This window comes from Bacillus sp. B4EP4a, from assembly GCF_006680105.1.
GTDB classification, from domain to species: Bacteria; Bacillota; Bacilli; order Bacillales; family DSM-1321; genus Peribacillus; species Peribacillus simplex_E.
On sequence record NZ_VHIK01000007.1, the window covers coordinates 55,947 to 81,161 of the forward strand.

Genomic DNA, 25,215 nt, shown 5'->3' on the forward strand with positions numbered 1-25,215 from the left:
AAAAAAGGAAATTAGAGGAAGATGGAGGGATTTGGCGTTTATGTACACGGAGATAGAAACAGCAGTTGAAAAGTCTGAATTATCAGTGAATATGGAGCCATAGCAACTTTGTGAGTTATCACTAACAATGATAAGATGAGTACGAAATTTACTATGGGAAGGATTGATTCTTCATTAATTTTCTCGAATTAACGTACACGTCGGCAATGGAAAAAGCGATGTTTCAGGCTCATGGAATCAGCTATGCACAATATGCTCAAAAACTGGAGCAACGCATGATGGTTGAACAAGAACGGGAACAGGATTATCTACAAAGCAGGCGTATAACAGAGGAGATGAGAGCCAATCTCTTTTTGGGGAGTTAATTTCGATCTACGATATCGATGACATAAACGAAACAATCAGGCACAAGCGAAAGGGCAATCTAAAAGATTGCTCTTTTTGTCCTGCTCTAAAAGGTAATTTCCATTTAAAAGAAGGAAACAACACTTTTAAATAGAATGTACGTTCATGAAGAGGAGGATGATCTTGGTGGAGAGAAGAGCATTACTGGTATCTGCATTACCGGGATATGAAGAGGAAATTGGGCGGTGGTTATGGTGTTTAGAAGATGTTCGCCGTACGCTTATAGCGGAATTGACTGGAATCAGCCAAAATTTACTCGATTCGAAAATCGATGAAAGGCAAACGATTGGCTCGCTGTTATATCACATAGCGTTGATAGAGGCAGATTGGTTATACGAGGAGGTCCTTGTTACGGAATGGGATTCGGAAATACGCGCATTGTTTCCATTTGGATGCCGTGCTGAAGATGGCTCCCTAAGCCAAATTGAAGGACAAACATTGGAAGAACATTTCTACCGCCTCAATAAGGTACGTGAAGTATTTCTTTCAAACTTTCGCACAATGAATCTAACGGATTGGCGTAAACCGAGGGTGCTTGAACAATATGACGTCACACCTGAATGGGTCGTTTACCATCTGATTGAACATGAAGCACACCATAGGGGGCAGATTTTTCAATTGCTGAAGAAATTACGGAATGAATGAATCCTGCAGAATAACTGGCTTGCGAAGATGATGCTTGGCAGACAGTCGGCGGAATGGGAGCGGGTTTCGTTTTTTAAAGAAAAAAACTGTAGGCAAACTCGCTTTTCTTCGAATTTGCCTACAGTCAAATATTCCTGGACTGATTTTATATCGTTTAATCTATTTGGTGATTATGACCGAATTTCGAACGTAAGACGCTGCTGGCATACCCAATGAATCCTCCGACAATGGCTGGGATGATCCATCCTAGTCCTGCCTCATACATAGGAAGGATTACGGTGAAGAAATCATTGATGAATGAAATGTGTACACCTGCTCCATTTAATCCATCGAATAAACTGACGATGAATGTCAAAAGTAAGCTGCCTTGATAAACTTCAGGTCTTCCTTTAAAGAAAGAATGAAGAAATGTCAAGAAGATCAAAACAATCGCTAATGGATAAATGGCTGTCATCACCGGTACAGAAATGGCAATTAACTGGGTTAGTCCAATATTGGCTATTATTGCACTAAATAAGGATAAACTTATGGCAATTGTTTTGTAAGGCAGATTTGGAAATAGCTTATGGAAGTATGTCGAGCAAGATGTAATGAGTCCCACGCTTGTCGTTATGCAAGCCACTGTGATCATTAATCCTAATAATAGCCCGCCATATGCTCCAAAGTAATAATCCGAGACTTTTGCCAAGACAATGCCTCCATTATCCAAGCGTCCAAGTTCTCCAACGCTTGAAGCACCCATATAAGAGAGAGCTGTATAAATGGTAGCAAGGATAACGGCCGCAATCGCAGTCGCTTTTCCACAAACAATCATTATTTGTTTTTTTGTTTTAGCACCTTTTTCTTTAATGGCATTAATGATGATGATGCCAAAAACAAAAGATGCAAGAGTATCCATCGTCAGATAACCTTCTCTAAACCCATTGAAAAATGGTTGAACCATATAGTGCTCGGCAGGTGCTTGAAAATCTCCAATTGGATTGACGAAAGCCACTACCACAAGGATTCCTATGAATGTCAACTTGATGGGTGTCAAAACTTTCCCCACAATTTCGACAATTTTCGCAGGATTGAGCGAAAGAAGGCACGAAACCGTAAAAAAGATGATAGTGAAAATAAGTAAAGGCAGTGGACCTGAATCTTCAGGTAAAAAAGGTTTTACACCGATCTCAAAAGAAACGTTTCCTGTTCTAGGCATTGCGAATAATGGACCAATGGCTAAATAAAGAACAGTTGTGAATACAATACCAAAGACTGGATGGACGCGGCTCGCTAATGATTGTAAGTCATCTTTTCCAGAAAAACCGAGTGCCAGCACACCGAGTAACGGTAATCCTACTCCTGTGACCAAAAACCCTGCATTAGCCGTCCAGATATTCGTACCTGCTGATTGACCAAGCATTGGCGGGAAAATTAAATTCCCTGCCCCGAAGAAAAGGGCAAATAACATGAACCCAATCACAACTATAAATGATGATGGTACCTTATTAGACAAAATAAACCCTCCGAAAAAAACCAAAATTTGCTATTTTAGAAAATTATTAAATTTTCTAAAAATTATACACAGACTAATTTCAAGACCGTATCGTATTATATCTAAATTAAATTGATATTTCAATATATTTTTTGTTTTTTATTATTTCCCCTGATGATCAGTGGTCCGCCTTTACCTTATTTTGAACATTTAAAGGCTGCTCATACTAATGAAATTCATTTTTTAACAAATGAAATGTAAAAGGAAATGAGGGTGCTGACATTAAAAAATTTCTTAGCTTTTTGTTGTTAATCGCAGTGTTTTCAGTTGCAGGTGCATGTAACAAGGAAGTGGTCAAAGAAAACGGTGAAATGACAGAGAGGAGCCCTGTTAAAGAGGGTAATGCGGTCAAATTGGAAGAGGCAGAAAAGTTATTTAAAGGCTATTATACTGTACGATATACCATTAAAGATCCAGCGAATCCTCCTGCCTTTAATGAAATTGCAGAAAGAATTAAAGGATATTTATCAGAAGATGAATATAATGCCCAAATTGTTAACCGTTTTTATTCTATGCCAGCACTGGTAGCCAAAGAAATCAAGAAAAGCATCGAAGTGCAAAGTGTGAAGCTTGAAGAACAAAGTATTAATGAAGATGGTACAGTGGATTACACATACACAACGGTATTTAAGGTTTATGACGAGAATTCATCCAAGATTTATAAGAAAGAAGGAGAACTCACGATAACCATCATTGATAATGAATTAAAAGTCACCCGTGATTGGAGCAGAGGGATAAAGATTGACGGTTTAGACGGCGGACTTTAGAGAGGGAAAATTAAGGGGGTGTTTTATAATGGGATCAGCTTTTGAAAAAATAGTGGGATTGTTCTTTGAAAAACGGAAACAAAGTAAAAAAGATGTTTTCTTACTAATTTTCTTATTCGGGCTTTCTATATAATAAGTATGGTTGAGTTTTTCACGGATATGGACTTATTTTGGTTATCTGACATTGTATTTATTGCAATCATTATTCTTTCTGCATTCATATATTTTGAAGGAAAAAGAAACAGGGAAAATGATATATAAAATTCCAGATCTCGTGGAGTAAGGGGGCAGAAATGCTATTGAAAGCCCGGTAGCTAGGGATACCTATAGAAGAAATTAGAGAATTCTTGAATCAATCGCAATCACTGTGACCTGAATAAGGTCTTTTTTTTATTTCATTTTATAACGTCAGAATAAGTGGAAGAAGGCATATTACACAATTTCACTCGAATTGTGCACTAACGCACGAATCGTAGTCAATTGGTCATTGAAGATATCCTGTTCCTGTTTATAATGTTACACAGATGCTCCTTATTGCACATATATGCAGTTTGTTTTTGGGGCATCGAATTCATTACAAAAAAGGGGAAAAAACATGAAAAAATCAGTAACGTTTAAAAATGGTCATTTAAAGATGTCAGGGAACCTTTATTTACCTGAGAGATTTGACGAAAGCAAAAAATATTCTGGAATTGTTGTTGTACATCCTGGTGGTGGAGTAAAAGAACAGACTGCAGGGTTATATGCACAAAAGCTTTCTGACAATGGTTTTGTTGCGTTAGCATATGACGCATCTCATCAGGGAGAGAGCGAAGGAGAACCACGTTTGCTTGAAGATCCGAATGCCAGAGTAGAAGATGTGCGTTGTGCAGTGGATTATTTGATAACTCTTCCGTATATTGATCAAGAAAAGATTGGAGCACTTGGTATTTGTGCGGGTGGCGGTTATGCCGTAGCTGCAGCTCAAACTGAACGCCGCATCAAAGCTGTAGCGACTGTGAGTGCGGTGGACATCGGTGCTATGTTCCGAGGAGAAGGTAGCATTGAAACACAATTGCAAACACTTGAGGCGGTTGCTAAGCAGCGTACTACAGAAGCAAATGGAACAGAAGCGCATTTCCTTACTTATGCACCTGATACGCTTGAAGAAATTGATGAAAATACACCTGTACTAATGCGTGAAGCTTTTGACTACTATAGAACGCCTAGAGCACAGCACCCTAATTCTCCAAATCGATTCCTATTTACAAGCGTTGACAAACTCTTGGCATTCTCGGCATCAAGCCAAATTAGCACATACCTGACTCAACCTATGTTATTGATTGTAGGAACCGAGGCCGACACACGCGGTTACAGCGAACAATTCCATGAATTGTCGAATGGACCAAAGGAATTGTTCCGGGTTGAGGGTGCAACGCATATTGCTATGTATGATATCCCAGAATATGTAGATCAAGCTGTAACTAAGTTAACAGAGTACTTTGGCAAGAATCTTTAATAAGAAAGTAGCATCCAACATGTTTTAAAAAAACAGAAGCTTGGTATCATTAAGAATAAAGCCGTTTTCCCAGTACTTTCAGGAAAACGGCTGTACCTTATAGCACAAGGTTTTTCAAGAAAGTTTGGTGACTCTCACAATGTCTATCGTGGATAGAAGAATACTCAAATCTCAGGAAGCAATAAAAAAAGCTTTTATTGAACTGATGTCTGAAAAGAATTTTGATCAGATTACGATACAGGATATTGCCGACAAAGCGAATGTTGGCCGAAGAACTATTTACTCTCATTACCTGGATAAATATGATCTGCTCGATAAGCTCATTGAAGAGCATATTAACGAACTAAGAAAACTTTGTGAATCCTCATCTGAATTGAGTTTTACAGATGCTCTTCTCATTTGGTTTGAATACTTTGAAAGTCATTATTCCTTCTTTTCAACCATGTTGGCAGACAAAGGGGCACCTTTTTTTCGCAGTCGCTTTCTTGAGCTTGTCATCGAAGAAGTACAGAATGAAGTAGATGTAAACAAAGGGAAAAATCAAGGATTAAGTAAAGATGTTATCATTCAATTTTTTGGAGTAGCTATTGTAGGGATAGTAGAATCTTATTTCACGAATGGAATACCTGATCCGCCTCAATTCTTGGCAGAACAAGTGGGAATTTTGTTAGAGAGGAATTTATAATATTAGGCGTGTCTGCAGAACAGGGACGCCTTTTTTCTCTTAAACTAATGGGTGCTTTATTTCAATAAGGGAGCTGCTTTGGCAGCTCTTTTTCTTATGGAGCCATAGGGACAGCTGAGTTTAAGGGTGATGTCTAAAGGGGGCAGGTTTGATCAATAGGCGGATTTGATAGACAATAAAAAATAGTTTGACTTTTTTTACAACTATGTTTATATTTGGTTTAATACTAACTACCGTTAGTTAATATGGTGCAAAAAGTAGGTGTTAGAAATAAAAAGTAAACTAATGAACTAAAGGTTGTAAGCGATTACACTCTGCGTTTGTAAAATTTGTATGAAATGATTTTTATTTAAAACCAGGAGATGATACTTATGAAATATCCACTTACACCAGATGTAAAGCCAGAGTTTTGTACAACAGGAACTTTTATGCGTTTACCTTCCCAAAAGCATGATGCAAAGCTGGCAATTGTAGGTATGCCTTTTGATACAGCAGCTTCTTTTCGGGTGGGAGCCAGGTTTGCTCCTCAAGCCATTCGCCAAGCATCCATGACCCTGTTTCCTTATCATCCTGTTCATGAGGTATATCCTTTTGAACAAATGAATGCAATTGATATTGGTGATATCCCTGTTATTCCTCATAATATTCATCGGAGTTATGATTTAATGAAGGAATCCATGTATGAATTGATGTCTAAAGGAGTCATACCTATTGGATTAGGGGGAGATCATTCTGTCACTTTAGCTAGTTTACGCGCGGCGGCAAAGGTATATGGCCCTGTAGCCATGATTCATTTTGATTCCCATACAGATACTTGGGATACATATTACGAGGAAAAATATTGGCATGGATCTCCTTTTATTCGTGCACACGAAGAAGGTTTGCTGCAGACGGATAAAGTATTTCAAATAGGAATCCGAGGCACGTTAAACCACTCTGGAGATTTACAGGCAAGCCTTGATTTAGGTTATCGTTTGATTACAACTGGTGAACTTTCCAATCGAGGATTTGAAGATGTTTTGAAAGAGATCAGAAAAACTATTGGCAACACACCTTGTTTCTTAACATTTGATATAGATTTCGTCGATCCTTCTTTTGCTCCAGGAACAGGTACGCCTGAAGCAGGTGGTTTTAGCAGCTTTGAAACACTAAAAATGATACGTTCCCTAACTGAATTTAACTTTATAGGATATGATATGGTTGAAGTGCTGCCTTCATATGATCCAAGTCAAATCACTTCACTTTTAGCAGCAACACTTGTACATGAATTTGCCAGCCTCGCTGCATTAAGTGCGAAAGAAGATAATTGATAATTCACTTCAACTATTTAATAAAGGAGGTAGCTCTTTGCGATGAAAGGATTACCCGAGCTTAAGCGTTCACTTAATACAAGATATGTAATTGTATTTGGACTTTCCTTTATGGCGCCTGTGACAGTCTTTAGCACATATGGTATCGCTATTGATCGTACCCATGGAATGGTTCCGACGGCATACATAATTGCTTTAATCGTTATGCTATTCACTTCATACAGTTACGCAAAAATGGTTCAGGTATTTCCCACTACCGGTTCAGCTTATACCTTTGTGCAGAAAGGAATTAATTCACACCTTGGTTTTCTGGTAGGATGGGTCATTTTATTGGATTATCTTTTCAGTCCTATGATCAGTGCTTTACTTTTTGGGATTATGGTGAATGCTTACTTCCCTGGTGTTCCTATCATTGCAGTTATTATTTCTTTTATTATTGCTGTGACAACCATTAATATTTTTGGTATTAAGGTTGCTGCAAATGTGAATACCTTTTTGGTAATATTTCAATTTCTTTTTATCATTATTTTCAGCCTGCTTTGCATAAATGGACTTTTAGCAGGAAAAGGTACCGGGGAGTTGTTTTCTAAGGATCCTTTTTTTAGTCCTGACGTGAATTTTAATCATCTACTCTCAATTGTACCGCTATTATGTTTTAGTTTTCTTGGGTTTGATGCGGTTACAACATTAGCTGAAGAAACCAAAAATCCCAAAAAAACACTTCCTAAGGCCATTTATGCTACGACATTAATTGGAGGGTTATTATTTGTTGCATCTACCTATTTTGCACAATCGATTTTCCCGAATTTTAATGCTTTTAAGAACCCTGATACAGCTATAGTGGATATCATGATTTATACCGGAGGGAATTTACTGAATAGTTTGTTTATTTCCGTGGTAGTGACATCTGCTACTGCTTCTGCTATTGCCTCAGGAGGAAGCGGAGCAAGGATTTTATATGCAATGGGGAGAGATAGGGTTCTGCCTAAGAGGATTTTCGGGTATGTTTCCCCAAAATATCAAACGCCCATATTCAATATCTTGATCATTGCTTGTGTAGCCATGAGTGCTGTTTTTTTGGATATAGCAACAGCTACTTCTTTCATTAACTTTGGAGCCCTGTTTGCTTTTACATTCGTTAATCTTTCTGTGCTCATCCATTATTTTGTGAGACAGAAGCAGAGATCTCCTAAAAGCATCATTTTATATTTACTTCTTCCCTTAATAGGCACCGGTATAACCATATTGTTTATGACAAAGTTAGATATCCATTCTTTAGTATTAGGGATTACTTGGATGTCAGTAGGGTTCATTTACTTATTGTACTTAACAAAAATGTTTAAGGAACGTCCACCTGAACTGAATTTTGAAGAGCAAAAAGAAGAATTCGATGTAAAGCTAGTGCAATGATCCATTACTGTTTTATTATTTTGAATGAAAAGAGGTAACTACTATGGCTATTAAAAAAGCAGATATTGTTCTTTCTAGTGATGCTATTTTCACGGGGCTTACACATGAGCCAACGTCTGGTGCAATTGCTATCTTAGGTGACAAAATCATGAGTGTAGGATCAAAAGCGGAGATTGAACCTTTCATAGGAAGTACGACAAAAGTATTTAACTATGGAAATCAATTAATTATGCCTGGATTTCATGATTTTCATCTGCACATTATGTTTAGTGCACTAAGTTTAAATAGCATTAATTTGTTTGATGCCAGGTCAGCCCAAGATGCAGCTGCAAAAGTACTGGAATTTTCTAAAGGTTGTTCTGAGGATGAATGGATTATAGGTATGCAATGGGACGCAGGTTATTGGCATGATAAACAAGAGCCCCATTATAAAATACTCGACGCTGTTATTCCAGATCGTCCTGTCGTTCTTTTTCATGCTGAAGGTCATTATACATGGGTAAACAGTAAAGCCATGGATTTAGCAGGAGTTACTGAGGATATACGTGATCCGGATTTTGGTCGGTATGAAAGAGATAAAGATGGTTTACTTACGGGAATTTTCTATGAAGATGCTCAACAAATCGTTTTAAAAGAGGCATTACGGTTAACACAAAATAAAAAAGAAACGATTTTAAAAAAGTTTTTACAATTGTTATCCCAATATGGAATAACTTCTGTAAACGATTTGTATGCGCCGATAGATGACTTCATTCAAGACTATGACCTTTATGAAAAATTGGATAAGCAAGGAGAATTAACGACTAGATTTCATATCACTCCTGAATTGGATGGCAATTTGGAGAAAGCTCAAATACTGAGAAATAAATATGAATCAAAGAAACTTCAATTCTCAGGATTAAAGCAGTTTGTTGATGGAACAGTCACAGGTCATACAGCTTACTTCCTCAAACCTTACTCCGATCAATTGGATATCTGTGGTCATCCAGCTCTAGATCCAGAAGTATTGATTGATCGAGTTGTTAAAGCAGATGAACTTGGATTCAGAATCAGGTTTCACGCTATTGGAGATGGGGCAATTCGTTTAGCTTTAGACGCTTTTGAAGAAGCTGTACGTAAAAATGGAAAAAGTGACTCAAGGCATACAATCGAACATATTGAAGTAATCGATCCGGATGACATTGAACGTTTTTCAAAACTAGGAGTCATTGCCTCCATGCAACCTGATCACATGGCTGCTTCATCAAGAGAGGTATATTCTTCAATTATAGGTCCTGAAAGGGAAAAAAATGTTTTCCTGACGAAGTCGCTATTAAATTCAGGTGCATCCTTAGCTTTAGGAACAGATTTTCCGGTTTCTATCTCATTAAATCCAATGCGCCAAATATATACGGCAATTACAAGAGTTGATAGTAGTGGAGATCCAAAAAGCACATGGCATCGTGAACAAAAGCTTACTTTGGCAGAGGCATTGCAAGCATATACATATGGCTCAGCCTATGGATGTTTTAGAGAGCACGAGCTAGGTACAATAGAAGCGGGAAAACTTGCTGATCTTGTGGTTTTAGATAGAAATATTTTTGATATTCCTGAAAATGAAGTGCTCAAAACGAAAGTGGAACTTACAATAAACGATGGGAAAGTTGTGTATAAAAGCGAAGAATCCTCTTTATCCAGCATATTCTAATTCTCTTATCTTTTAGAGAAACAGAGGTATCAAATATTTAGTTTAAAAAAGGAAATGAGTTTATAATGATATTAACTAACGTTAGATAGTTTGGGGGCTCATTATGACAAAAAATGAAATTAAAAACATTTCCTTAACTCTTTTTACTAAGTACGGATACGAGGGAACCGCTTTATCAGAAATTGCCAAGAGGGTAGGTATACAAAAACCCTCAATCTATAACCATTTCAAGAGTAAGGATGACCTTTTCTTGTGTCTTTTTGAAGAAATTCTCGAAGAGCATATACATCAGGTCGAACAATTTGTCGAAGAAATAAATACACTCTCTTCTGAAGAAAAGTTAAAGCACATCCTTCTTGATACTTGTAACTATTATAAAAACCATGAAGATAAAGCAACTTTTTTAAAGAGAGCGATGATCTTTCCGCCGGAACATTTGAAGCACATATTAAATGATAAATTCCTTAGATCTGAAAAATCATTTTCTTCTCTCTTACATGATATCTTTTTAGAGGGAATTGACAAAAAAGAAATACGCCAAGTGAAAATCGAGAACTTAATCATGTCCTATCTCTGTTTGATTGATGGGGTATTCATGGAATTTTCTTATTATGGAAAAGAGAACATGGAACCAAGAATTCAGAATATATGGGAAAATTTTTGGTATGGACTGAGCGGATGATACGTTAATACAGCTCATACTCTAAGAACTATCAAATTGGCATACTTTACTTGCTCATTCCGATTAAGTATGTAAGGGTTTATACAATGATTGTCGTTGATTTCCACTCCAGGCACTCGCTTTCCGCGGGTGGTCCGGGAGCCTCCTCGGCGCCTATGGCGCCTGCGGGGTCTCCCCTGGACACGCATTTCCCGCAGGAGTCTCGTACCTTACGTTCCAATCAACTTTGTTTTAAAATTCAGATGAAACTCCTTTTGTCTACAAACTGGAAAAAATGAATAATAAAAGCTATGTGTTTTCACATAGCTTTTATTTTTGGTTATGCGATTGGGCTAATTTCGCTACATTCGGCGTAGTACCGCTATCTAAACGTAAATCTTGTTTTAATCTAAGTTTGAAACGCCTGCCAAAAGTAAACTTACAATTCCTTTGACTTGATCCTTTTGATTAACTCTTCAAACCAATATATTGTGTGATCTGTTCTGGTCGAAAAATAACCAGCCAAAAATTCACGAATATTCTCGTTGCCTTTAGGTTCTGGCTCGAAATTCCCAAGCTGCTCCCAAATAGCCTTGATGGACTTTACTTTTTTTTCTAATATATCTACTACTTTGTCCCGATCTACATATTTGATGTTGGCTAAACAAACAATCATATCCTTGATTTCATCCGCACTTTCAAATAATTTATAGATTTTTTTGGGGAGTTCTTCGCGACCCTTATCCGTAATCGCAAATACTTGTTTATCAGGCCGATGTTCTTCTTTTATCACTTCAACTGGTTCGACTAAACCTTGTTTTACCAATGATTCGAAATGGTAGTACAGTTTACTTTCAGTTAACCCGCCTAGGCGATCCAATGGAATGGGTTCTGAAAGCTGTTTTTTTAATTTATAAGGATAGTTTTTATCCTCCATCAGCTTGCTCAATATAAAAATTTGGATGGACATTTTCTACGCTCCTTTAAGAAGTATTATCTCCTTATTGTAGCAAAACTTAAGCTGTGATTTCAGCCGCTTTCTTTTCAACTTCTGTTTCAGAAACCTGTCCTGGCATCGGTTTTTGTATAAACGCGACAATAGCCATGTTAATTACCATCGCAACGGCGCCAACCGCAGCCATTGACCAAATATACGGACTTGGACTGATGCTTCCATATAGGTTTGCAAAGTACGCTTGCACCGAGTAATACATCGGGGAAATGTGGCTCATCCATTCATATGGTAAATGCATCATATCACGTGAGATGGTGGCACCATTTGCGATTGTTTGCATTAATAAGATCGGTAAGTTTAAAATCATGCCGCCTTCACCCAATAAGAAGATTAAAATCGCGGTGAAATTAAAACATACCATATAGTTTAAAATTTGTTGACCTACTATACCGAAGAATAGGTCACCGCTTGGCTTGTCAATTAAATACGCTACACCTATAGCGATGAGTGATGAAACCACTGCAATCAATAACGCAGTTAATTGCACATAAATGAATAAACGTGTTTTACTAGCTTTTCCACGGCTGGCTCTAAATGCACCCACTATTTGCATCGCCCCGATCATCGCCCCGACATAACCGGCCATTGTCAAGAACATAGGCAGCATATTGTTATTCATGCCATCTGGTATTTCATTGATTGTAACCACATTTCCTACATAGGATTTCTCAATCTTTTCCGCTAATTCAGCGGCTTGCTTTTCAGGTACATTAAAGTTCATCAATACGCCTTTGGCCGTTTGTTGTGAGAATTGTGTGCTTAACTGATTGTTAATTTCAGTTACGACAGAATTCATGGTAGAAGAAACGGCTGTTGCCCCTGCCTCATTGATTGTAAAGTCAATGCTTGATGACGCTTCACCTTTTTGCATATTCGCAGAGAAGGTTTTCGGGATGTGTACGACTAATGCTAAGTCATTTTTCTCTAAATCTTTTAAGGCTTGTTTATTGGTTATATCCGTCTTGATTTCTTTAAAGGGTAAATTTTCTTTTAACTGATCGGCAATCATCGCACCATTTTCCCCGGCATCATCATTGATGATGGCGATAGGTAATTTATCGACATTTCCTGGAATGGCTGTATACCCAGGCAAAAAGATGCCTAGCATGGCAATTGCATAGAATATCCCCATAAAGATTGCCGCAGATGCACCTCTTGTTTTTATGAATGCAGTAAATTTCATATGTTGAATCCATCCTTTTGATTTAATAGTATATTACTTCATTTAAACTACTCTAATTAGAGTAGTTTAAATGAAGTACTTTGAATTTTATTTCATTTTTTTCAAAAAGTCAATTGAAAAATTTTATGTATACAAAAAAACTCCCAACAAAAATCTTCTCATTGTTGGGAGTAACTATTACATTCTTTAAATTGCTTTATTGAACTTTCAAAAACTTTATTGTTCGTGAAGATATCGTTCCTAAACGAATTGAAATCAAGAGAGAAATTGTTGAAAGAACAGCGATCATGATGACAATGCCAATCCACCCAAAATTACTATAAAATGTACCGCTTGCCGTTCCTACAATACTTCCCCCAAAATAATAGGAAAATAAATATAATGAGGCTGCTTGAGCTTTATTTTGAGCGGCCAATCTCCCTACCCAGCTGCTAGCTATAGAATGGCTGGCGAAAAAACCGAAAGTAAAGAGTGCAATTCCAAAAATTTTTATCCATAGATTGAGGTTCAATGTGATGCAAACCCCCAACAATAAAATAATGATGGATAACTGTAACATCCTGTTTTTACCGTATTGATCTGCTAACATTCCCATCCATGTTGAACTGAATGTACCAACAATATAGACGATGAAGATAAATCCAACTAAGGTTTGACTAAGTGAATAGGGCGGGTTAATGAGCTGAAACCCAATGTAGTTATATAAAGAAACAAAGCCAGCGGACAATAAAAAACCAATCAGAAAAAGATGAATGAGACCGGGTGTTTTAAAATGGCTGAACAAGCCAATTCCAAATTGTTTTACTTTAAAGGTTTGCACTTTAAAATTGGTTGATTGAGGGAGGAATGACCAAAAAATAAAAGTCGCAGCCAAACTAACGATGCCAATCCCGGTTAATGCGGTGCGCCAACCAAAATAATCAGTCAATATCCCGCTAATAATCCGCCCTGCCATTCCTCCAAATGAATTTCCGCTTATATATAAACCAATGGCCATTCCTAAACTTTTAGGGTCGATTTCTTCTCCTAAATATGCCATCGCCACCGCTGGAAGCCCTGCTAACGTTATGCCCAGTAATATTCTGCAAGTAATCAGCAAATCAAGATTCGGCATGAACCCTGTTAATACGGCAAGCATGGATGATGCTACCAAAGATATGGTCATAACTCGCTTCCGCCCATAAATCTCTGATAATGTACCAGCGATCAATAGGCTAATGGCCAATGCAATCGTTGTGGATGTTTGACTCAAACTTGAAACCGCCGGTGATATTTGAAATTCCTTTGCGATTTCAGGAAGGAGGGGCTGTGTTCCCCAAAGTATGGCAAAGGTACAGAATCCACCTGCAAATAAAGCAAAGTTTACCTTTTTAAATTCCTTTGTTCCACGCTTCATGTAAGTCATTTTTTATGGCTGCCCCTTTAATCGTTTTTGAAAAAGCAATTTATATACTGAATGAATCTCCCAACAACAGGCGACAAGTAGGCGTCTTGTAACCAAGCCATTCCAATTTCCCTTTTGCAGACTGGGTTGCTGATACGTATAAGCTTCACTTTGCTTCTGTCCAAAACATGTAATTCAGGTATTAAAGAAACGCCTAATTTTGCACCGACTAACCCGGATACCGTCCCAATATCATCGCCTTCAAACACAACATCCGGCGAAAAGCCGGCTTTTTTGCATAAATCATTAATAATGGTCTGAAGTACATTATCATTTTTAAAAGAGATGAATGGTTCATCTTTAACCATATTTAAGTCAAGAGCATTCCAAGATGCTAAGTGATGATCGAAAGATACGGCCAAAAATAACTCTTCGGTTAAGAGTGGCTGACAGTTCACCTCTTTATCCTCATGGAGCAGTGAGGTAAGAGCCAGATCGACCTTTCTTGATTTTAATTGCTCTATAATTTGCCGATTCGAGGCTTGAGTTAATTGAAACTTGATATTGGGATGTATTTTTTGAAATGAACTTATTATGTCGGGAACCACATGTATCCCAAGAGAAGGCAAAAAGGACAAGGAAATCGTGCCATGTTCGGGGTGAATTTCATCCCATATTTCCTGTTTCCAATTTCAATTTGTTTAATTGATTGCTCAACACGGTTTAAGAACATCTTTCCATATCGATTCAAATATATATTCCTGCCTTTTCTATCAAAAAGCTGTACACCTAATTCGTCTTCAAGCTTTGAAATGGACCGACTAAGCGCAGGCTGGGATATGGATAATTGTTCTGCTGCACGAGTGATATGTTGGACACTTGCAACTTTTTGAAAATAATTGATTTGATGCCAATCCATTAAATTACCTCACTTGTTTTTTATTTCTCTTTAATACTATGCTCCTTCACTCATAACTTCTAATTGTTAATATGCATGAAAATGATACCTAAAAGGTATTAATAGAAGGTTTGCCCCTTTTTGGTCATAAAAAATCCCTCAAATAGACTATAGAGAACATCAAGTTCTCTTTTTTACTGTCCATTTAAAGGGAGAATGTTTGTCATGTGGATTCCTTCGGCAACCTTGTCCGCCCAAAAAATCTTTCTCTGGCTAGCATATATGACCATGATTTTATTTAATTAAGACATTCATTTTCTCGGTGTTACTAAACGAGTTTAAAACAACTTCAACAAAAGCCTCTACTGCTGGAGAAAGCCATTTTTTCTTTTTTATCAGCATATAGGAATAAATGGGATCGAGATTTTCAGAATGACCAAGGATTTTAAGCTTGCCGCTCTCTACTTCTTCTTTCACTGTAATATAAGGCAAAACAGAAAACCCAAGTCCGCTCATGACAATCTGTTTGATCGCTTCTATACTCCATAACTCCATGGTTTGAAAGTTATCCATTTCATGCTTTAATAGATACCTTTCAAACATGGTCCGATAACTGCAGCCTTCTTCATTTGTGATGAAAAAATGGTTGGTGTTGGTGCCGCCTTTTTTATATTCATCAAAAGAATCAGGACCATCAGGACTGCACACAAGAACTATTCTTTCCTCAATCAAGGAATAATGAATGCATTTTTCAGGATTTATTTCCGGATAAACCATTAAAGCGACATCTACCCGCCCGCTTATTAAGTCGATTTGGTTTTGGCCACATGTACCGTTGGTTAATATGATTTTGACATCAGGATATTTCAAGGAATAATCCCTTATTATTGGACCTAACCTGGAGATTGTTAAAGACTCTGGTGCCGCCACTTTTAAAATACCCTTAACTTCGTTGGTGCAGTGCATATTCTTGATCTGTTCGTGGGTGGAAAGTAAATCTTCCGCTAAAGGCATCAAGTCTCTGCCTAGGGCAGTAAGCTGCAAATTTCTATTTGCATAAGTGAAAAGTTCCCCCCCAATCTCATGCTCAAGCGCTTGTATATGTGAAGTTATCGTGGATTGAGTATATCCCAACTTCGAAGCAGCCCTTGTATAACTTCCTATTTCTACAATCGTCTGAAACGTTATAAGGTGTCTAATTTCCATATCGTTTCTCCTTAAGTTGGATGATGTATCGAAAAAAATGATAATGAATTTTTTAATTTCAATTTTATTTATAGATATAGACATCTTACAATAAAGACTGTTCGTTAGGAAATAGTAAATGAAGGTGAGATTATGAGTATAATAGCATTTCTATCGTATGTGATTATCACATCGATTACGCCTGGTCCAAGTAACATCTTATTGATGAATGAAGCAAGGAGATTTGGCTTTTTGGGGTCTTGGCGGTTCACTGGCGGCATCTTGGCAGGATTTGCAGCATTAGGGATCATGAGCGGAGTATTTACAGCAAGCCTCTACAATTGGATCCCTATTGTAGAGCCATATTTTAAAATAGCCGGTGCAGCGTATCTGCTTTACTTAGCTTGGCAGATTGGCATGCCCAAAGGTTCAAAGAAGGAATCCAGAGATGTGCAGTCTTCTTTTTTATCTGGTTTCATTCTTCAAATTATCAATGTCAAAAGCATATTGTTTTATTTAACCGTGTTGAGTGCGTTTATTTTGCCGTTTAATGAGTCGCTTAAATTCATTGTTATCTATTTAGCGATAACTATTTTTCTGGGATGGATGGCATTGCTTCTGTGGTCAGGATTCGGCTCGCTGTTCAAAGATTTTTTCGCTAAACATGACAAGCCATTTCGGTTAATTATGTGTTTGTTATTGATTTACTCCGCCGGTACAATTTTTGTGTGATTAAGCTGTTCTTAAGTTTTCGTCTTGCTTAAAAACGGAAAACTATAAAAAGCTAAGCATTCTTATTTTATGAACCATGGCATTAATGCTGGCTTTTTTTCATACGATATTTTTGGGGTGAAAAAATGGCAAGAGTAAGTTACCGGAGCTCAGACGTCGACTTAATGGCAAGGATGATGAGAGCAGAGGCCGAAGGTGAAGGAAAACAAGGGATGTTATATGTTGGAAATGTAATTGTTAATCGTCTTAAAGCGAATTGTATAGACTTTATAGATTTAAGAACAATTCCACAGGTCATTTATCAAGTACAAGGAGGAAATTATTCTTTTGAAGCAGTTCAAAAAGGTAATGTATTTTATCAAAGAGCAAGATCTGCTGAAAAAAGATTAGCAAAACAGAATTTGGATTATTGGAGAGAACACCCAGGGAAATATGCCCTTTGGTATTTTAATCCATATGCTCCATGCCCGCCAACATGGTACGACCAACCTTTTGCTGGTCAATTTAAAAATCATTGTTATTATGAACCCAAACCTGGAACATGTGAAAGTGTTTATACCGGTTAGGCTGTCTGGAGGCGGACTATTATTTCATTTCAAGGAGCTGATCGGCAGCTCCTTTTTTTATGCAACAAACGGGTACTTCAACAAGGAATTGTGGATTGTATGGTAAAGTAAAGGAAAATAATGGCGCGTTGTTTGGGGGATTTTTAGTGAAGGATATTATATTTTTTGTTGTTGGGTTATTCATTCTCTATATAGTTATTGAAACAGCAGTAAGAAAAGGAATTAATAGTTCAATTATTGGTCAATTTCTTGAAAAAAAGTATGGAGTTAAAGCAGATAAAAGGTCTTTTCTTGATGATGATTTAGATAATGATAAATAAAACGGATTGGAGGTTGCTGCGGCAGCCTTTTTTAATTTAAGGCTCTGTTAAATTTAAATGTTGATTTTTTATATAATAAATTAGGGGAACCTTCATTTGTCAAGGCTCCCCATTTTTTTTTTTAGCTAATGCCCCCGTTTGTCCAACAAGAGGAAAGAACGACTGCCCATAAAAAAGACAGCCATCCAGTCTGAAATATCAGTGTGTTTAGTTAAGCGAAAGTGCTTCTATATATATGTCAGCATATCGTCTGTTTATTTGATTTTCTCCGCCAACTCTAAAATAATTCCCTCTGGACCACGAACGTAGCATAACTTATAACTTTCTTCATATTGCTGTATTTCACTAAAGATTTCCGTGCCCTTCTTTTTCAATTTTGCAACAATAGCTTCAATATCTTCAACAGCAAAGCAAATATGTCGGATACCCAGCGTATTTGCAAAAGGTTGCTGAATATCTTTTTCATCTGACGGCGTATAAAATTTGACTAGCTCTATCCATGCCTGACCATCTGGCATCCCCAATCCTACACATGCCGTTTTAACATCATTAAGCCCAACTATTCGGTCCAACTGTTCTCCATCCAATTCCCATTCCGCTTGCACTTCAAGTCCTAAATCAAGAAAAAACGCTTTAGCCTCTGAAAGATCATTTACGTTTATACTCACATGATCTATTCTATTGATCTTCATATCTCATACCTCCTTGAGATCAAGTGCTCATTGCAGAATTATTCAACAAACTTATTGCAAATTCCTGTCACGATTGTTAAATCAGCACTATACAGCGAATTTTGATAAGCGTAAACTATCGTAAGTATCTGTCATTTCAAAGACAAATGATGATAATTGAAAATCTTTAATATTGTGCTTTGTGTTTTCGTTACTGCGGCTATCGACAAACAAAAACCAGGCTAGGTAGTTATCAAGGTACTTCGTTGCGACACCTTTAAATCGGTTTATGAATTGTTTCAATCGGGAATGGAGACCATTAACGTTTTGAATATGATATAAGCCCTTAATAACGTGTTTACCATCGTTTGATTTAATTCTGTAATGCTCAATGCCTTTTTCTTTTGCATACGTTTTATAGGCTCTCCAAGCATCTGTTACAAAGCGAGTCTCCCTCATTTCATTGATTAAACGTCCACCGACAGAGGAAGAAGGATCAACATAACGTTTTACCCATTGATAGACTTGTTTTTTTTTGTAAGGGTTAATTTATCAATGTGATTTAATTAATTGCTAAACGCCTTGTCCATCCTTATAACCTCCCCGAATACTTGTTCCTATATTAATTATATAAGGGAATCAGGGAGGTTTCAATTATCAACATTTACTTTTAATACAGCCTAATTTAAAACAGTAACTAGTTAATTATGAACTCTTTTATTAAAACAAATTCAACAAGACAACAATAATCTTCCACAAACAGACGCCAGTTTGTGGAACAGCACATTTATTCAGCGTCTTTCCCAGTGCGACGAAATTCGGCGTAGTACACCTTCCGTTTTTCTGGTTCGGATTCAATATTTTCGATAAAAGCTGTTTTGGCTTCCTCCAGTAACAAGCCCTTTAATACCCGAAGCTTTATTGGTCCTACTCCTGGCAACTTATCAGATATATGTACTTCGAAATCCCCCAGCCGTTTATAAAAGCGAATGCTGCCAAGCCCGATTCTTTCCACTTCCCCCAAGGTATATGCAAATTCAAATCGTTGCTGAATGAATGAAGATACCTCAGGCAGCCCTAAACCTTCATAGAGGGGAGGGAATTCGTGGGAAACTGGAGGTTCTTTGAATGATATTGAAGAAATCTTCAAATGGATACTCCTCCTTTGGTGGAATAAAGACAGACATACGTTGCTTATATTATTGTGCAATGCCAATTTTTTAAACATCCTTACAGTGGTCGTGCTTTCCTGTAGCCAGGAAGTGATGATTATCGCTTTTGAAGATAGAACAGGCATCGTGAAGAATTGTACTTAAACTGGAAGGTTATTAGATGGTAATATTACATAATTAGAAAAGAGGCCTAAATGATGACCGATTTAAACCTGCGTAACACTCATGTACTTAGACGGTAGTTTTGCTGACAAATGGTAGTTTGTTATAGTATAGGATAATGGTGATATATTTGATGGGCAAAATATTAGGGGGAAAACTCCGAAAAGAAGGAAGTGCTAAGCGATGAATTTAGAGATGGTTATGCAGGAACTTGAAGCCCTTGGCAAGGAACGAACTAAAAAAATGTACATATCCAATGGTGCGCATGAGCCGCTTTTTGGCGTGGCTACAGGCGCTATGAAACCAATTGCAAAGAAAATAAAAATAAGTCACCGTTTAGCTGAAGAGCTTTATTCCACGGGGAACTACGATGCAATGTACTTTGCAGGCATTATTGCAGATCCAAAAGCCATGACTGAGTCGGATTATGATCGTTGGATCGATGCTGCGTATTTTTATATGCTGTCCGATTTTGTAGTGGCCGTAACTTTAGCAGAGTCGGATATTGCACAAGAAGTTGCTGATAAATGGATCGCAAGCGGTGAAGAGCTGAGAATGTCAGCGGGCTGGAGTTGCTACTGCTGGCTTTTAGGGAATCGGCTTGACGTTGAATTTTCAGAAAGCAAGATTTCCAATATGCTTGATATTGTGAAAAATACGATTCACGATTCGCCAGAACGAACGAAATCCGCTATGAATAATTTTCTATACACCGTGGGGATTTCATATTTGCCACTCCATGAAAAGGCAGTCGAGACTGCAAAGGCAATAGGAATAGTAGAAGTCAAACGGGACAAGAAAAAAAGCAGTTTTCTAAATGCTTACGAAAGTATTCAAAAAGAAGTCGATAAAGGAAGGCTTGGTTTTAAACGCAAATATGTAAGATGTTAAAAAAATGGCCTCGCATAATGATTGGATACATGAAAATATCCATCTTAAACTAAACGTGTGCTTTACTTCAATAAGAAAGGTTGCTGAGGCAGCCTTTTTCTATAGGTTTAATTGAAGTTCATCTTATTTACATAATGGAACTTAATAATTAAAGTGATAATACAATCAGGAGGAATTTTTCAATGGCTTTGTCCGAAATGAATAGTACATTGTTTAGAATGATTAATAATCTAGGTAAACAATACACGGATTTAAATCCTTTCTTTGTATTCATCGCTGAATACATGATTTTTTTCTTAGTATTGGCGGTCCTGATGTTTTTGTTTTCTCGAAGAAATAAAAATAGAATCATGGTAATCTGTGCATTTATTACATTAGTTATCTCGGAACTATTGGCAAAAATAGCAGGGCAATTCCACTCGAATAATCAACCATTTGCTGAGTTGCCAAACGTTAATAGGTTAGTTGAAAAAGCAGTCAATAATTCCTTTCCAAGCGACCATACGATCATATTCTTTTCATTTTGTATAACCTTCTGGTTGTTCAAAAGGGGTTGGGGGATTTTATGGGTGATTTTGGCTGTACTTGTAGGTATTTCGCGAATTTGGGTAGGTGTCCATTATCCAGCAGATGTTCTTGTCGGAGCCATCATCAGTATCGTTTCAGCCACGATCGTTTACAAAATTGTTCTTAAGTTAAGTCTGACTAAGAAATTTTTAGGAAATCAAGGCGAACCATCCATCCTATCTGCCCTATCCAAACAAAAGAAAGGTAAGTCAAAGGACTTTTAAAAGAGAGTCTTAATATACTACCAAATTAGCAGACCAAATCAATCATTGCTTCACTTGCACTTGTGGGTTTTAAGTCTAGTTTAAAGAACCGAACGGAAGAAGCAAAAAGCAAATGGAGCAGAACAGAAAATGATGCTTTTATCAAAAGAAAACGTTCTGATGTTCTTCTTGAACAATTTTTAAACTAAAAGGCTGATAGTTAAACAAAGGGTTGCTGCGGCAACCTTTTTTTTAGGGAACTAATGGGGCAGGATAGTTGAAGAATTATGTTTAACTATAAAAAAGAATAACAAACAACTAAGAGGTGATTGTATGAAATATACTTGTCCCTGCTGTGGATATAAAACATTAGATGAAGAACCGACCGATACATATGCAATTTGCAAAATATGCTTTTGGGAAGATGATGGTGTTCAATTTCGAGACCCTGATTACGAAGGCGGGGCAAATGAAGTTTCATTATGGCAAGCACAAAAAAACTTTGTTAAGTTTGGGGCATGTGAAGAAGGATGTATTGATTTTGTAAGAAAGCCAAATAAGAAGGATATAAAAGACCCTAATTGGAAACCGTTTATTTAGATAAAGTTTTAAGCTAACGGGCACTTTGCTTCAATAAGGAGTTGCCTTGGCAGCTCATTTAACAGAGCAGGTTATTGTGTGGAAAACGGAATATTGCAAGTTAATATGTTCTTGCTTAAATTTCATTTTTGCAAAGGGGGAAGAAAATGTCACAATCATTGATTTTTGATATGGATGGTACATTATTTCAAACAGATAAAATTTTAGAAATATCCCTTCAAGAAACATTTGATCATTTGAGAAATTTGAGTTTGTGGGAGCATAAAACGCCCATTGAAAAATACCGAGAAATTATGGGAGTACCTTTACCAGTTGTATGGGAAACCTTATTACCTGAACATTCGAGCGAAATCAGACAACAAGCAAATGAATTATTCCACGAGAAATTAATTACTAATATTAATGTAGGTAATGGTGCTTTATATCCGGATGTAAAGGAAGTTTTTGGCCATTTAAAAGATAATGATTGTGCAATATACATAGCAAGCAATGGGCAAATAGAATATTTAAATGCAATCGTAAAATATTATCATTTAGATAATTGGGTTACGGAAACATTTAGTATACAACAAATACAATCTCAAAATAAGTCAGATTTAGTACATACAATAGTGAACAAATATAATGTTGAAAAAGGTGCTGTAATTGGTGATCGATTATCAGATATTAGAGCAGCAAAAGATAATAGTTTAGTTGCTATAGGGTGTAATTTTGATTTTGCTCAAGAAAATGAGCTTGCACAAGCAGATATCATCATTAACAGCTTAGTTGAATTGAAAACAGTTTTATAAAAATTAAATGACAAAAGCAATAAGGCAATAAGGTGCGTTAGGTGAAGATCAGCGCTGTCCTTAAGGTAGCTTTTTCTTTTTGCAACAAATGGGGAAGGTTAGTTTAAGAAGATACATCGATCTGTATTATTGAGTGCCAGCGCATGTTATAATGAATAACTTACGATAATTACTGTTTTTGGACGGATGCCAAGTAAAGCCTCCGCATAGCGATAAAATATGGAGGTGTAAGAGATTGAATAAACAATGGACAATTGGCAAAATTAAAGAATTTGTTGAGAACAATTCGGAAAGTAAGTTGCTATCGACGGAATACCACGGTTTTTCTCAAAAGTTACTATTTAAATGTACATGTGGTAGCAATTTTGAAAAAACGTTTACGAAGTTTAAAAATAATAAACAACGTAAATGTGACGTGTGCCAACCGCCTAAAGCTGCACGATAACGGATAGTGAATAAACGAAGTGCTGATTCCTTTAAGGGAAGTTGGCACTTTTTTTAAAATAGGGTAATAGAAGTGGATTTCCTAAGGGGAGGTCTAGAAGAATTATTCCTTCTCAAAACTAGCGGGTGCGTTAGCTTTAAAAATGGGCTGTCATAAGGCAGCCCTTTTTTTATGCAACTAAAGTCTCAGGAAAGTTGAGATTAATGGTATAATAAAAGATGGTGTGTGGAAAGTTTTTCTAATAGTGAGGTGCGGAATGAGAAGTTTGAAAAATAGAAAAAAAAGATCCGAAAAAATATTAAAGACCCTAAAGGTACCAATAAATAAACATTTACCCTTAACGGAAAATGAAGAAGAAGTTTCTCTTAGAACAAAGGAAGAGATCATTAACAGAATTATTCCATTAGCGATAGTCTCAGCAAAAGCGATGGAGGCTCCGCTAGAAAAAATTGAGGAATTTATTGAAAGGTATAATGCAAATGAATTATTCACAGAAGAAGAAAAAAAGTTTTTAATGAAAGAACATCTGAATCAGAACGAGCTGATCCAGTACTCTTGGAAGCTGGAATGTATTTGGCTTCTGCTTTGGTCTGTAAATCTAATATCCGATATAGATGTTCCAGCCGATACGTGTAATGCTGAATATGTTTTTGAGACGGTTTTTCTTCATTCTAAACAAGAGTTGCTTGATAAATCCTCTATAAAACCAACCAGTGATATATTAGATAGCCTTGATTTTATTTATAGAGCACATTGGGCGGTACGAGAAGCTCAAATAAATCATTTGGAAGTTCCATCATCTCTAAATGAAGGCGTTGTATATGAAAGACACTACACTCTTAATTGGCTAGTAAATTATATGGATCAAGAATGGGAAGAAATAAGTACAGATACATAAAAGCACGAATACTTTTATGCTCTCATATCAGGGGCGAATGATCAGAGTTTACTTCAAACAAGGAAGGTTGCTGAGGCAGCCTTTTTCTTATGGCACTAACGAGACAGGTTAGCTGGATAAGGGACGAATTACCAGTACAAAAGTTTTCATATTTTGAGATAATCAATAAGCACCAAGATTTTGAATGTAATAGGGTGTATTAGTTGTAATTGTATAAATGAAATTAAGTGAACATTTCATGGGGAATGTATTACTAGGGCTACCAATCGGAAAATTTATTGCAGCCTATATAAGGCAATACACAGATAAAATTATAAATAAATTGTAGGTTCCATAAAATACATAGTTCAATAATTTAATCTTATTGAACTAAAGGTCGGTTTAGTAGAAGATGGAGTTGCGACGAGAGCTCTTTTTTCACGTAAAAGAACAGGCATGTTATAGTATAGGAGAACCGGATTTTATTTTATCTGAGGTAATCTTTATCATCAAAGGAGTTTTTTCATAATGCATGTGCTACAAAAAACACAAAAAATAGTTCGCTATCAGAATCAACAGGGCAATATACATTACGGTATTGTTGAGGATGAGATGATATTACAACTGTCTAGCAGTTTTGCTGAACTTGTCAACAAGGAAATAAAGTATGACGGGGTAGAGCTGAAATATAGTGACGTAAAAATTCTGGAACCTGTAAAACCTTCGAAAGTTGTTAATTTCGGCTGGACATATGCAGGGCATGCAAAGGAAACAGGGGGAGAGGCAAACCTTGTAGAACCATTTCTCTTCTTAAAGCCATTATCTTCGCTTATTGCAGACAAGGAGAAAATTATCCTTCCTCCAAACGAGCTATCCAACCAAGTGGAGCTCGAAGGGGAAGTAGCCTTGGTGATTGGAAAGCGCGGAAAAAACATCAAAGAAGAAGATGCG

The 25,215-nt window shown here is 36.9% G+C and carries 26 protein-coding genes and 2 pseudogenes; 19 read left to right on the top strand and 9 right to left on the bottom strand.

Annotation, left to right across the window (positions count from 1 at the left end):
• Nucleotides 1–218: 218 nt before the first annotated feature.
• Both FNK51_RS27715 and FNK51_RS04400 read left to right on the top strand, forming a co-directional pair.
• Complete coding sequence (locus FNK51_RS27715) at nucleotides 219–365, top strand: YuzK family famiily protein (protein WP_483296109.1); 147 nt, start codon at nucleotides 219–221, stop codon at nucleotides 363–365.
• 157 nt (nucleotides 366–522) lie between these two features.
• The gene (locus FNK51_RS04400) at nucleotides 523–1,050 is read left to right on the top strand and encodes a DinB family protein (protein ID WP_483296110.1); all 528 of its coding nucleotides are present in this window, start codon (nucleotides 523–525) and stop codon (nucleotides 1,048–1,050) included.
• 154 nt (nucleotides 1,051–1,204) lie between these two features.
• On the opposite strand, the gene brnQ is transcribed toward FNK51_RS04400, so the two are convergent.
• Nucleotides 1,205–2,545 (bottom strand): branched-chain amino acid transport system II carrier protein, encoded by a 1,341-nt coding sequence (gene brnQ / locus FNK51_RS04405; RefSeq protein ID WP_141992555.1) that lies wholly within the window; start codon nucleotides 2,543–2,545, stop codon nucleotides 1,205–1,207.
• Nucleotides 2,546–2,841: 296 nt separating this feature from the next.
• Between brnQ and FNK51_RS04410 the strand changes: the two genes are divergently transcribed.
• From FNK51_RS04410 to FNK51_RS04440, 7 genes are all read left to right on the top strand, one after another.
• Nucleotides 2,842–3,351 (top strand): hypothetical protein, encoded by a 510-nt coding sequence (locus tag FNK51_RS04410; RefSeq protein WP_141992556.1) that lies wholly within the window; start codon nucleotides 2,842–2,844, stop codon nucleotides 3,349–3,351.
• Between the two features lie 595 nt (nucleotides 3,352–3,946).
• Nucleotides 3,947–4,849, top strand: a complete 903-nt coding sequence (locus FNK51_RS04415; protein ID WP_141992557.1) for an alpha/beta hydrolase — start codon at nucleotides 3,947–3,949, stop codon at nucleotides 4,847–4,849.
• Between the two features lie 139 nt (nucleotides 4,850–4,988).
• Nucleotides 4,989–5,534, top strand: a complete 546-nt coding sequence (locus tag FNK51_RS04420) for a TetR/AcrR family transcriptional regulator (RefSeq protein ID WP_141992558.1) — start codon at nucleotides 4,989–4,991, stop codon at nucleotides 5,532–5,534.
• A gap of 371 nt (nucleotides 5,535–5,905) precedes the next feature.
• Nucleotides 5,906–6,844, top strand: coding sequence for an agmatinase (gene speB / locus FNK51_RS04425; RefSeq protein ID WP_098373253.1), 939 nt, complete (start codon nucleotides 5,906–5,908; stop codon nucleotides 6,842–6,844).
• Between the two features lie 42 nt (nucleotides 6,845–6,886).
• Nucleotides 6,887–8,254, top strand: a complete 1,368-nt coding sequence (locus tag FNK51_RS04430) for an APC family permease (RefSeq protein WP_141992559.1) — start codon at nucleotides 6,887–6,889, stop codon at nucleotides 8,252–8,254.
• A gap of 43 nt (nucleotides 8,255–8,297) precedes the next feature.
• On the top strand, nucleotides 8,298–9,941 hold the full coding sequence (locus tag FNK51_RS04435) for an amidohydrolase (protein ID WP_141992560.1): 1,644 nt from the start codon (nucleotides 8,298–8,300) through the stop codon (nucleotides 9,939–9,941).
• Between the two features lie 103 nt (nucleotides 9,942–10,044).
• Complete coding sequence (locus tag FNK51_RS04440; protein ID WP_098373250.1) at nucleotides 10,045–10,623, top strand: TetR/AcrR family transcriptional regulator; 579 nt, start codon at nucleotides 10,045–10,047, stop codon at nucleotides 10,621–10,623.
• 418 nt (nucleotides 10,624–11,041) lie between these two features.
• Here FNK51_RS04440 and FNK51_RS04445 read toward each other — a convergent pair whose 3' ends face one another.
• From FNK51_RS04445 to FNK51_RS04465, 5 genes and pseudogenes are all read right to left on the bottom strand, one after another.
• The gene (locus FNK51_RS04445; protein WP_141992561.1) at nucleotides 11,042–11,572 is read right to left on the bottom strand and encodes a PadR family transcriptional regulator; all 531 of its coding nucleotides are present in this window, start codon (nucleotides 11,570–11,572) and stop codon (nucleotides 11,042–11,044) included.
• A gap of 46 nt (nucleotides 11,573–11,618) precedes the next feature.
• Nucleotides 11,619–12,800 carry a YhgE/Pip domain-containing protein gene (locus FNK51_RS04450; RefSeq protein ID WP_141992562.1) on the bottom strand — a complete coding sequence of 394 codons (1,182 nt, stop codon included), beginning with the start codon at nucleotides 12,798–12,800 and terminating at the stop codon, nucleotides 11,619–11,621.
• Nucleotides 12,801–12,996: 196 nt separating this feature from the next.
• On the bottom strand, nucleotides 12,997–14,205 hold the full coding sequence (locus FNK51_RS04455) for an MFS transporter (protein ID WP_141992563.1): 1,209 nt from the start codon (nucleotides 14,203–14,205) through the stop codon (nucleotides 12,997–12,999).
• A 17-nt stretch (nucleotides 14,206–14,222) separates the two neighbouring features.
• Nucleotides 14,223–15,103 (bottom strand): annotated as a pseudogene (locus tag FNK51_RS27505) (LysR family transcriptional regulator).
• Between the two features lie 273 nt (nucleotides 15,104–15,376).
• The gene (locus FNK51_RS04465; RefSeq protein ID WP_141992564.1) at nucleotides 15,377–16,288 is read right to left on the bottom strand and encodes a LysR family transcriptional regulator; all 912 of its coding nucleotides are present in this window, start codon (nucleotides 16,286–16,288) and stop codon (nucleotides 15,377–15,379) included.
• A gap of 132 nt (nucleotides 16,289–16,420) precedes the next feature.
• Between FNK51_RS04465 and FNK51_RS04470 the strand changes: the two genes are divergently transcribed.
• The 3 genes from FNK51_RS04470 (at nucleotide 16,421) to FNK51_RS04480 (ending at nucleotide 17,885) form a co-directional block, all read left to right on the top strand.
• The gene (locus tag FNK51_RS04470; RefSeq protein WP_141992565.1) at nucleotides 16,421–16,999 is read left to right on the top strand and encodes a LysE family translocator; all 579 of its coding nucleotides are present in this window, start codon (nucleotides 16,421–16,423) and stop codon (nucleotides 16,997–16,999) included.
• A 125-nt stretch (nucleotides 17,000–17,124) separates the two neighbouring features.
• Entirely contained in the window at nucleotides 17,125–17,565 is a 441-nt protein-coding gene (locus tag FNK51_RS04475; protein WP_141992566.1) for a cell wall hydrolase, read from the top strand.
• 95 nt (nucleotides 17,566–17,660) lie between these two features.
• On the top strand, nucleotides 17,661–17,885 hold the full coding sequence (locus FNK51_RS04480) for a hypothetical protein (protein ID WP_098373243.1): 225 nt from the start codon (nucleotides 17,661–17,663) through the stop codon (nucleotides 17,883–17,885).
• A gap of 254 nt (nucleotides 17,886–18,139) precedes the next feature.
• Here the strand turns inward: FNK51_RS04480 and FNK51_RS04485 are convergent, their stop codons facing one another.
• The 3 genes and pseudogenes from FNK51_RS04485 to FNK51_RS04495 all read right to left on the bottom strand — a co-directional run bounded on the left by FNK51_RS04485 (nucleotide 18,140) and on the right by FNK51_RS04495 (nucleotide 19,706).
• Entirely contained in the window at nucleotides 18,140–18,577 is a 438-nt protein-coding gene (locus FNK51_RS04485) for a VOC family protein (RefSeq protein WP_088085025.1), read from the bottom strand.
• A gap of 87 nt (nucleotides 18,578–18,664) precedes the next feature.
• Nucleotides 18,665–19,069, bottom strand: a pseudogene (locus FNK51_RS04490) (IS1595 family transposase); the annotation flags it as partial.
• A 274-nt stretch (nucleotides 19,070–19,343) separates the two neighbouring features.
• Nucleotides 19,344–19,706 (bottom strand): hypothetical protein, encoded by a 363-nt coding sequence (locus tag FNK51_RS04495; RefSeq protein WP_141992567.1) that lies wholly within the window; start codon nucleotides 19,704–19,706, stop codon nucleotides 19,344–19,346.
• A 367-nt stretch (nucleotides 19,707–20,073) separates the two neighbouring features.
• Between FNK51_RS04495 and FNK51_RS04500 the strand changes: the two genes are divergently transcribed.
• The 7 genes from FNK51_RS04500 to FNK51_RS04530 all read left to right on the top strand — a co-directional run.
• Nucleotides 20,074–20,781, top strand: coding sequence for a DNA alkylation repair protein (locus FNK51_RS04500; protein WP_141992568.1), 708 nt, complete (start codon nucleotides 20,074–20,076; stop codon nucleotides 20,779–20,781).
• Nucleotides 20,782–20,963: 182 nt separating this feature from the next.
• Nucleotides 20,964–21,572, top strand: coding sequence for an undecaprenyl-diphosphatase (locus FNK51_RS04505; RefSeq protein ID WP_141992569.1), 609 nt, complete (start codon nucleotides 20,964–20,966; stop codon nucleotides 21,570–21,572).
• Between the two features lie 312 nt (nucleotides 21,573–21,884).
• Nucleotides 21,885–22,151 carry a CPCC family cysteine-rich protein gene (locus FNK51_RS04510; protein WP_141992570.1) on the top strand — a complete coding sequence of 89 codons (267 nt, stop codon included), beginning with the start codon at nucleotides 21,885–21,887 and terminating at the stop codon, nucleotides 22,149–22,151.
• A 146-nt stretch (nucleotides 22,152–22,297) separates the two neighbouring features.
• Nucleotides 22,298–22,942: an HAD family hydrolase gene (locus FNK51_RS04515; protein WP_141992571.1), complete on the top strand. Its 645-nt coding sequence runs from the start codon at nucleotides 22,298–22,300 to the stop codon at nucleotides 22,940–22,942.
• 235 nt (nucleotides 22,943–23,177) lie between these two features.
• On the top strand, nucleotides 23,178–23,387 hold the full coding sequence (locus tag FNK51_RS27075) for a hypothetical protein (protein WP_098373854.1): 210 nt from the start codon (nucleotides 23,178–23,180) through the stop codon (nucleotides 23,385–23,387).
• 256 nt (nucleotides 23,388–23,643) lie between these two features.
• Nucleotides 23,644–24,285, top strand: coding sequence for a DUF4272 domain-containing protein (locus FNK51_RS04525; protein ID WP_141992572.1), 642 nt, complete (start codon nucleotides 23,644–23,646; stop codon nucleotides 24,283–24,285).
• A 507-nt stretch (nucleotides 24,286–24,792) separates the two neighbouring features.
• A partial coding sequence (locus FNK51_RS04530; protein WP_141992573.1) for a fumarylacetoacetate hydrolase family protein occupies nucleotides 24,793–25,215 on the top strand: 423 nt, incomplete at its 3' end.

Bases quoted from the DNA above. Each gene is read 5' to 3' on its own strand.
- FNK51_RS27715 (WP_483296109.1), top strand. From the start codon at position 219: ATGTTTCAGGCTCATGGAATCAGCTATGCACAATATGCTCAAAAACTG.
- FNK51_RS04400 (WP_483296110.1), top strand. From the start codon at position 523: ATGATCTTGGTGGAGAGAAGAGCATTACTGGTATCTGCATTACCGGGA.
- FNK51_RS04415 (WP_141992557.1), top strand. From the start codon at position 3,947: ATGAAAAAATCAGTAACGTTTAAAAATGGTCATTTAAAGATGTCAGGG.
- FNK51_RS04420 (WP_141992558.1), top strand. From the start codon at position 4,989: ATGTCTATCGTGGATAGAAGAATACTCAAATCTCAGGAAGCAATAAAA.
- speB (WP_098373253.1), top strand. From the start codon at position 5,906: ATGAAATATCCACTTACACCAGATGTAAAGCCAGAGTTTTGTACAACA.
- FNK51_RS04430 (WP_141992559.1), top strand. From the start codon at position 6,887: ATGAAAGGATTACCCGAGCTTAAGCGTTCACTTAATACAAGATATGTA.
- FNK51_RS04435 (WP_141992560.1), top strand. From the start codon at position 8,298: ATGGCTATTAAAAAAGCAGATATTGTTCTTTCTAGTGATGCTATTTTC.
- FNK51_RS04440 (WP_098373250.1), top strand. From the start codon at position 10,045: ATGACAAAAAATGAAATTAAAAACATTTCCTTAACTCTTTTTACTAAG.
- FNK51_RS04445 (WP_141992561.1), bottom strand. From the start codon at position 11,572: ATGTCCATCCAAATTTTTATATTGAGCAAGCTGATGGAGGATAAAAAC.
- FNK51_RS04450 (WP_141992562.1), bottom strand. From the start codon at position 12,800: ATGAAATTTACTGCATTCATAAAAACAAGAGGTGCATCTGCGGCAATC.
- FNK51_RS04455 (WP_141992563.1), bottom strand. From the start codon at position 14,205: ATGACTTACATGAAGCGTGGAACAAAGGAATTTAAAAAGGTAAACTTT.
- FNK51_RS04465 (WP_141992564.1), bottom strand. From the start codon at position 16,288: ATGGAAATTAGACACCTTATAACGTTTCAGACGATTGTAGAAATAGGA.
- FNK51_RS04470 (WP_141992565.1), top strand. From the start codon at position 16,421: ATGAGTATAATAGCATTTCTATCGTATGTGATTATCACATCGATTACG.
- FNK51_RS04475 (WP_141992566.1), top strand. From the start codon at position 17,125: ATGGCAAGAGTAAGTTACCGGAGCTCAGACGTCGACTTAATGGCAAGG.
- FNK51_RS04485 (WP_088085025.1), bottom strand. From the start codon at position 18,577: ATGAAGATCAATAGAATAGATCATGTGAGTATAAACGTAAATGATCTT.
- FNK51_RS04500 (WP_141992568.1), top strand. From the start codon at position 20,074: ATGAATTTAGAGATGGTTATGCAGGAACTTGAAGCCCTTGGCAAGGAA.
- FNK51_RS04505 (WP_141992569.1), top strand. From the start codon at position 20,964: ATGGCTTTGTCCGAAATGAATAGTACATTGTTTAGAATGATTAATAAT.
- FNK51_RS04510 (WP_141992570.1), top strand. From the start codon at position 21,885: ATGAAATATACTTGTCCCTGCTGTGGATATAAAACATTAGATGAAGAA.
- FNK51_RS04515 (WP_141992571.1), top strand. From the start codon at position 22,298: ATGTCACAATCATTGATTTTTGATATGGATGGTACATTATTTCAAACA.
- FNK51_RS04525 (WP_141992572.1), top strand. From the start codon at position 23,644: ATGAGAAGTTTGAAAAATAGAAAAAAAAGATCCGAAAAAATATTAAAG.